This is a genomic window from Elstera litoralis, from assembly GCF_000963705.1.
Classification (GTDB): domain Bacteria; phylum Pseudomonadota; class Alphaproteobacteria; order Elsterales; family Elsteraceae; genus Elstera; species Elstera litoralis.
Map to the genome: position 1 here is coordinate 1 of NZ_LAJY01000370.1, position 4,781 is coordinate 4,781.

The 4,781-nt window shown below is 63.2% G+C and carries 6 protein-coding genes; 2 read left to right on the forward strand and 4 right to left on the reverse strand.

What is annotated here, in order from left to right:
- Positions 1 to 1,193: AsmA family protein (locus VZ95_RS13860; RefSeq protein ID WP_045776380.1), on the forward strand; the 1,193-nt coding region annotated here is incomplete at its 5' end.
- Entirely contained in the window at positions 1,121 to 1,360 is a 240-nt protein-coding gene (locus tag VZ95_RS13865) for a hypothetical protein (RefSeq protein WP_045776381.1), read from the forward strand. The genes VZ95_RS13860 and VZ95_RS13865, both read left to right, overlap by 73 nt.
- Here the strand turns inward: VZ95_RS13865 and VZ95_RS13870 are convergent.
- The 4 genes from VZ95_RS13870 to VZ95_RS27235 all read right to left on the reverse strand — a co-directional run.
- On the reverse strand, positions 1,357 to 2,376 hold the full coding sequence (locus VZ95_RS13870; RefSeq protein ID WP_045776382.1) for a fumarylacetoacetate hydrolase family protein: 1,020 nt from the start codon (positions 2,374 to 2,376) through the stop codon (positions 1,357 to 1,359). The genes VZ95_RS13865 and VZ95_RS13870 overlap by 4 nt on opposite strands.
- 13 nt (positions 2,377 to 2,389) lie before the next feature.
- Positions 2,390 to 3,520, reverse strand: coding sequence for a homogentisate 1,2-dioxygenase (locus tag VZ95_RS13875; protein ID WP_045776383.1), 1,131 nt, complete (start codon positions 3,518 to 3,520; stop codon positions 2,390 to 2,392).
- Positions 3,521 to 4,579 carry a 4-hydroxyphenylpyruvate dioxygenase gene (gene hppD / locus VZ95_RS13880; protein WP_045776384.1) on the reverse strand — a complete coding sequence of 353 codons (1,059 nt, stop codon included), beginning with the start codon at positions 4,577 to 4,579 and terminating at the stop codon, positions 3,521 to 3,523.
- Between the two features lie 22 nt (positions 4,580 to 4,601).
- A partial coding sequence (locus VZ95_RS27235; protein ID WP_232302665.1) for a hypothetical protein occupies positions 4,602 to 4,781 on the reverse strand: 180 nt, incomplete at its 5' end.

Consider the following 4,781-nt stretch of genomic DNA (forward strand, 5'->3'; position numbering starts at 1 on the left):
CGCGGTTGGTCGGCGGGGTGCTGACGCTGGAGGAAGCGCGCATCGCGGGCTTTGCCGGTGCCGACCCGATCACCCTCGGCGGCACGCTCGATGCCGCGACCGGCCCGGCGAACCTTGCCCTGAAAGCCAGCGGTTCGATTGCCGATCTTGCCCGCAGCGCCGATTTGCTGCGCCTCCCCATCCCCTTGCGCCCCGGCGTCGCGGGCCGGTTTACGCTCGCCGTAACCGGGCCGATATCGAAAGCCGAACTGGCGCTGTCGGCGGGCCTTGGCGGGCTCGAAACCCAATGGGGCGGCGCTTGGTCGCCGCTCGCGGGCACAGCGTTGCTCGATCTGGAGGCGCACGGCCCCTCGCAAGCCCAGCTTTTGCGCGATCTCACCTTCGGCCTTGCGGCGGAGGGCGACGGGCCGGTGAAGCTCACCGCTCGGCTCGATTTGAACCGCGACCGAATCGCGGTGGAAAGCGCCGCCCTGCGCCTGCCCGATTTGGCGGCGGACGCGCGCGGCAGTCTCGCGTTTCCCGTCAAGGACGAGCCGTGGAAGCTGAGCGGCGGTATCGGCGTTTCCGTGTTCCGGCCCACCCAATGGCGCAATAGTTCCCTGCCGTCGGGCCGCTTGGCCGATGCGTTGCTGCTGCCGCTCGACCTCGACCTCGCCCTGCGCATCGGCTTATTGGAGCAAGCGCCCTATTCCCTGAGCGATGTCGCTGGGCGGTTGCGCTTCACCGAGGGCCGCTGGCGCTTCGACGAGGGCAGCGCCAAACTCTACGAGGGGGCGCTCGCGCTCGCCGGCACGCTTGCCTTTGGCGAGGCCGAACCGCTGCTGACCGTTACGCTGGATTTGAAAGATGCCGACCTCGGCCGCGCCACCGCCGCCCTGTTCGACGAGCCGGATGCCGAGGGCAAACTGGCGCTCAAGGGCGTGCTAACCGCAAAGCCGCTGACCTTAAAAGACCTGCCAATCGCCTTGCAGGAACCCTGGACTTCAGCTTGGGCGCGGGGCATTTCGGCGGGATCGATCCGAAAACCCTGGGCCAGGCCCTCGCCCCGGCAACCGACACCGACCCGGCCCGGAGCGCCGAGCGCGGCCTTGCCCTCTCCCATGCCTTCGCGGGGGGCGAGATGGGGTTCAGCGGCGGCAAAGGCACGATCGCTATCGCCAACGGCAGCACCGAGGGACGGAGTTTTACCCTGACCCTGCCCGAGCTTACGGTCGAGGCCAGCGGCGTTGCCGCCGATCTCGGACCGCTCACCCTGGGCCGGGTTTGGTTCAGCCGCCAAGATGGGGAAACCGCCGTGCTCATCGCCGAACGGCGCGGCGCGGCGTGGCAACGGCGGTTGGAATGGGCTGATAAGCCTTAGACTGTATAGGCTTCCACGCTCTGTTCAATCGCCCCGAACAGGCTTGCCCCCGCCGCGTCCAGCATCTCGATCCGCACCCTATCGCCGAAGCGTAAGAAAGGCGTGCGCGCGCCGCCGTGCAGCAGGGTTTCAACCATGCGCACTTCGGCGATGCAGGAATAGCCCAAGCCACCCTCGGCCACCGGACGGCCCGGCCCGCCGCTGATATCGCGGTTGGAGACCGTGCCGGAGCCGATGATGGTGCCGGCACTGAGGGGCCGGGTTTTGGCCGCATGGGCGATGAGCGTGGGGAAATCGAAGGTCATATCCACCCCGGCATTCGCCTTGCCGAAGGGCTGTCCGTTGAGGCTGACCAACAGCGGCAGATGCAGCTTGCCGCCGTCCCAGGCCGCGCCGAGCGCGTCGGGCGTCACCGCGACCGGCGCAAAGGCGCTCGACGGTTTCGACTGGAAGAAACCGAAACCTTTCGCCAACTCGTTCGGGATGAGATTGCGCAAGGAAACATCGTTCACCAGCATCAGCAGGCGAATGGCTTTGCCCGCCGTCGCCGCATCCGCCCCCATCGGCACGTCATCAAGGATCACGGCGACTTCGCCCTCGAAATCGATACCATAGTCTTCGCGGGCCATCTGGATCGGTTCATGGGGAGAAAGGAACGCGTCCGAGCCGCCCTGATACATGAGGGGATCGGTCCAGAAACTTTCCGGCATGGCCGCGCCGCGCGCCTTACGCACAAGATCCACATGGTTCACATAGGCACTGCCGTCGCACCATTGGTAGGCGCGCGGCAAGGGCGAATGACAGGCGGTTTGATCGAAAGCAAAGCTGCCCGCCGCCGTGCCCGCCTCAAGCTGCCCCCAAAGGGCCTGAAGGCGCGGCGCAGTTTCCGCCCAAGAATCGAACGCAGTTTGCAGCGTGGCGGCGATTCCCGTTGCCGGGACGGCGCGGGTCAGGTCGGTCGAGACCAGGACCAAAGTCCCGTCGCGCCCGCCCGCCCGAAGTGTTGCGAGTTTCATGAAGCCTCCCCCCTTAGTCTTTCTGTCCGGCCCAACTATCGACATAGCCTGCCCATTCGACCGATGCCGCGCCCGCCCCGATATCCAGCGCGTCGCGCGTGTCGATCATGACAGCATACTCATCGGTCGCGGCTTTTGTCTGCTGAAAGGCTTTGCCGAGCGCCTTCGGGTGCGGGCCGTGAGTGAAGCCGCAGGGGTGAAAGCTCATCATGCCGGGATGGATATTATCGCGGCTGAAGAAATCGCCCGCGTGGTAGAACAGCACTTCGTCATAATCGTCATTATTATGGAAGAACGGCACTTTCAGCGCGCCGGGATCGGTTTCGAACAGGCGTGGCGCGAAGGTGCAGACGACGAACCGATCAGCCACGAAGGTGGTGTGGGCCGACGGCGGCAGATGGTAGCGATGGCTCATCAGCGGGCGGATATCGCGCACATTGATGCGCACCGCCGTCAGATTGCCCTTCCAGCCCTTCGCGTCGAGCGGGTTATAGGGGAAGGTGACGGTGGAGAATTGGCCGCGCCGCTTAATGCGCACTTTCCACGTGCCCGGCCCCTGCTGCGCCTTAAACGCCGCATCGATTTTCGGCACGTCCAGCATCGCCGGATCGAAGATCGCGTGCGGGCCGACGATGCCCTTATCGGGCAGCTTATAGGAGGAATTGGTCGCCTCGATCAGCAGGGCCGAAAAATGCTGCGCCCCTTCCAGCCGCCACATGGTGCCGCGCGGTAGCACGATATAATCGCCCGCTTCAATCGCCAGATGGCCATAGTCGCAGAACAGCTCCGCCGTGCCGGTATGGACGAAGATCAAATCATCGCCGTCGCCATTGCGGACGAGATGATCCATCCGCTCCGGCGCGCGCCAGAAGCGCAAGCGCGCGTGACTGTTAAACAGAACCTCCGGCGCTTCGAACGGGCAGGGTTCGGTCGCCGTCAGCCGCGAAAGATCGAAGGCGCGCGGGCGCAACGGGCCTTCCCAATCGGTCCAGCCGGTCGGCGGGTTGGCGTGGTACATATGAGTGGCGGGGCCGAAGAACCCATCCCGGCCCAATTCCCGCTCATAGGTGCCTTCGGGCAGGTCGCAGTGCGCCTGCCGCGAGGCTTCCCCCTCGATATGGGGAAAGTCGAATGCCGTCTTCATTTAGATCACGCCCCGGCGGATTTGGTCGAGTTCGATGGATTCGAACAGGGCGCGGAAATTGCCCTCGCCGAAGCCTTCGTCGCCCTTGCGCTGAATGATTTCGAAGAAGATCGGGCCGATCACCGTATCAGTGAAAATTTGCAGCAGAATGCCGCCGTCCTCGGTCGGCGCGCCGTCGATCAGAATCCGGTCCTTCTTCAGGCGCTCGGCGTCTTCATCATGGTAGGGCAGCCGATTGCCGATGAGTTCGTAATAGCTCTCCGGCGTATCCATGAACTTCACGTTTTTCTTCTGAAGCGCCTCGACGGTCTCATAAATATCATCGGTCGCGAGCGCGATATGCTGAATGCCTTCGCCGTTGTACGCGCGCAAATATTCTTCGATCTGGCTCTTATCGTCCGAGCTTTCGTTGATCGGAATGCGGATTTTACCGCAGGGGCTGGTCATGGCTTTCGACACAAGCCCCGTTACCTTGCCTTCGATGTCGAAGTAGCGAATTTCGCGGAAGTTAAACAGGCGCTCGTAGAAGGTCGACCATTCGGTCATCCGCCCGCGATGGACGTTATGGGTGAGGTGATCGATCTGCGTCAGCCCAACGCCGAAGGGTGCCGGCTCCGCCCCCGGCAGCGGCACGAAATCCACGTCGTAAATCGTGCTGGGGCCGTAGCGGTCCACGAGGTAAATCAAACTGCCGCCGATGCCCTGAATGGCGGGGATATTCAGCTCCATCGGCCCTACCGCGCCGGTGAACACCTTCGCGCCTAGGCTTTCGGCGCGGCGCACGGCATAGGCAGCGTCCTTCACGCGAAACGCCATCGCGCAGGCCGAGGGGCCGTGAACGCGGGCGAAGGATTGGGCGAAGCTTTCGGGTTCGGCATTCAGAATGAAATTCACGTCGCCCTGTTTAAACAGCAGCACGTTTTTGGAGCGATGTTTTGCCACCGCCTTGAAGCCGAGGCGGGTGAAAAGCGCCTCTAACTGCGCCGGGTCCGCCGCCGTATATTCGACGAACTCGAAACCATCGGTCCCCATTGGGTTGATCTCGGTAATTTCGCTCATGTCGTGCCCCTCTCTCGTGTTATTAAATTGCCGCCTGCGGCAGATTGCGTTGCGTTCCCATCTGGGAAACAATGGCTAAACCTGATATTAGTTTCATAAGAAACAGATCGCAAGTAGGATGGGAGAGGCGATGGTGCGTAACCCCGTGGAGACGCCGCTTAATTTGGAGCGGTTCATGCCCTATCGATTGAGCGTGCTCAGC

What these genes read in the sequence shown, in the direction of transcription:
- VZ95_RS13865 (WP_045776381.1), top strand. Translation starts at nt 1,121, where the DNA reads ATGGGGTTCAGCGGCGGCAAAGGCACGATCGCTATCGCCAACGGCAGC.
- VZ95_RS13870 (WP_045776382.1), bottom strand. Translation starts at nt 2,376, where the DNA reads ATGAAACTCGCAACACTTCGGGCGGGCGGGCGCGACGGGACTTTGGTC.
- VZ95_RS13875 (WP_045776383.1), bottom strand. Translation starts at nt 3,520, where the DNA reads ATGAAGACGGCATTCGACTTTCCCCATATCGAGGGGGAAGCCTCGCGG.
- hppD (WP_045776384.1), bottom strand. Translation starts at nt 4,579, where the DNA reads ATGAGCGAAATTACCGAGATCAACCCAATGGGGACCGATGGTTTCGAG.